Source organism: Curtobacterium sp. 18060 (assembly GCF_902706105.1).
Lineage (GTDB): Bacteria > Actinomycetota > Actinomycetes > Actinomycetales > Microbacteriaceae > Curtobacterium.
In genome coordinates this window covers 1-1,251 of sequence record NZ_CACSJV010000109.1, presented here as the reverse complement: position 1 = coordinate 1,251, position 1,251 = coordinate 1, and the positions used below count along the sequence as shown (strand labels likewise).

The 1,251-nt window shown below is 64.6% G+C and carries 1 protein-coding gene; it reads right to left on the bottom strand.

The window, feature by feature from the left end:
* Positions 1-32: 32 nt before the first annotated feature.
* Positions 33-1,183, bottom strand: a protein-coding gene (locus GVL05_RS19780) for an IS3 family transposase (protein ID WP_235036088.1) whose coding sequence is annotated in 2 segments (ribosomal slippage) — positions 33-916 and positions 916-1,183 — 1,152 coding nt in all. Because the reading frame shifts where the segments join, the coding sequence is not laid out codon by codon here.
* Positions 1,184-1,251: the final 68 nt, after the last annotated feature.

The following is a 1,251-nucleotide window of genomic DNA, read 5'->3' as shown; positions in this document are numbered from 1 at the left end:
GGGACTGCTGCAGGTTGGGTTGACTCGTTGGTTTAGGCCGCGAGTGCTGCCTGTGGGTTGATGATTGCTTCGTACTCGATGGGCGTCAACTTCCCGAGACCGCGCTGTCGGCGCTTTCGGTGGTAGGTGCCCTCGATCCAGTGCACGATCGCGAGCCGCAGTTGCTCACGAGAAGTCCATCGGTGCCGGTTGAGGACGTTCTTCTGCAGCAGCGCGAAGAACGACTCCATTGCCGCGTTGTCCGCGCACGCCCCGACCCTGCCCATCGACCCCAGCAGTCCGGCATCCGACAGCGCTCGAACGAACTTCTTGGACCGGAACTGGCTGCCGCGATCCGAATGAACCACGGTGTGGAGCGGGTCGCGGCGAGAGATTGCCATCTGCAGTGCCGCGACGGCGAGCGAGGATCGCATCCGAGAGTCGATGGAGTAGCCCACGATCCGGCGGGAGCACGCGTCCTTCACAGCGCAGAGGTAGAGCTTGCCCTCGCCCGTGTTGTGCTCGGTGATGTCGGTCAACCACAGCTTGTCCAGATCCGGAGCGGTGAACGCCCTCCGCACCCGATCGTCATGCACTGGTGGTCCGGCCTTCCGGGTCAGGCCCCGTTTCTTCGCGTGCAGTGACCAGAGCCGCTGCTGCGAGCACAACCGCCAGACACGCCGCTCCGAGACGAGCAGGCCGGCTGCGTGGAGGTCGTCGGCGATGAACCGGTACCCGAACGTCGGGTCGTCGCGGTGCGCGTCGACGGCGGCATTGGTCAGGTGCGCGTTCTCCCAATCGCGGCGGCTCACCGGGTTCCTCCGCCATGCATAGAACGCCTGCTTCGTGAAGCCCAACACCCGGCAGGTCACCGCGACCGGGATCCGGTCGGCGGCGAGTTCAAGGACCAGCGGGTACATCATTTTGGGAGATGGGCTTGGGAGAGATACGCGGCAGCACGGCGGAGGATCTCGTTCTCCTGCTCGAGTAGCCGGTTCCGTTTCCGCAGTTCTCGCAGCTCCACGTTCTCCACAGTCGTGACGCCCGGCTTGACGCCATCGTCGACGTCGGCGCGGCGGAGCCAGTTCGTCACCGTTCCCTCAGATATCCCGAAGTCCTTCGCCACTTGATGCAGCGGGATCTCGCCCCGGCGGGCAACCGCGACCACATCGCGTCGGAACTCCTCCGGATAAGGCTTGGCCATGATCGACATCCTTCCACCGAGGACCAAGTCCTCAGAGGTCAGGAGTCAACCCAACCTGCAGCAGTCCC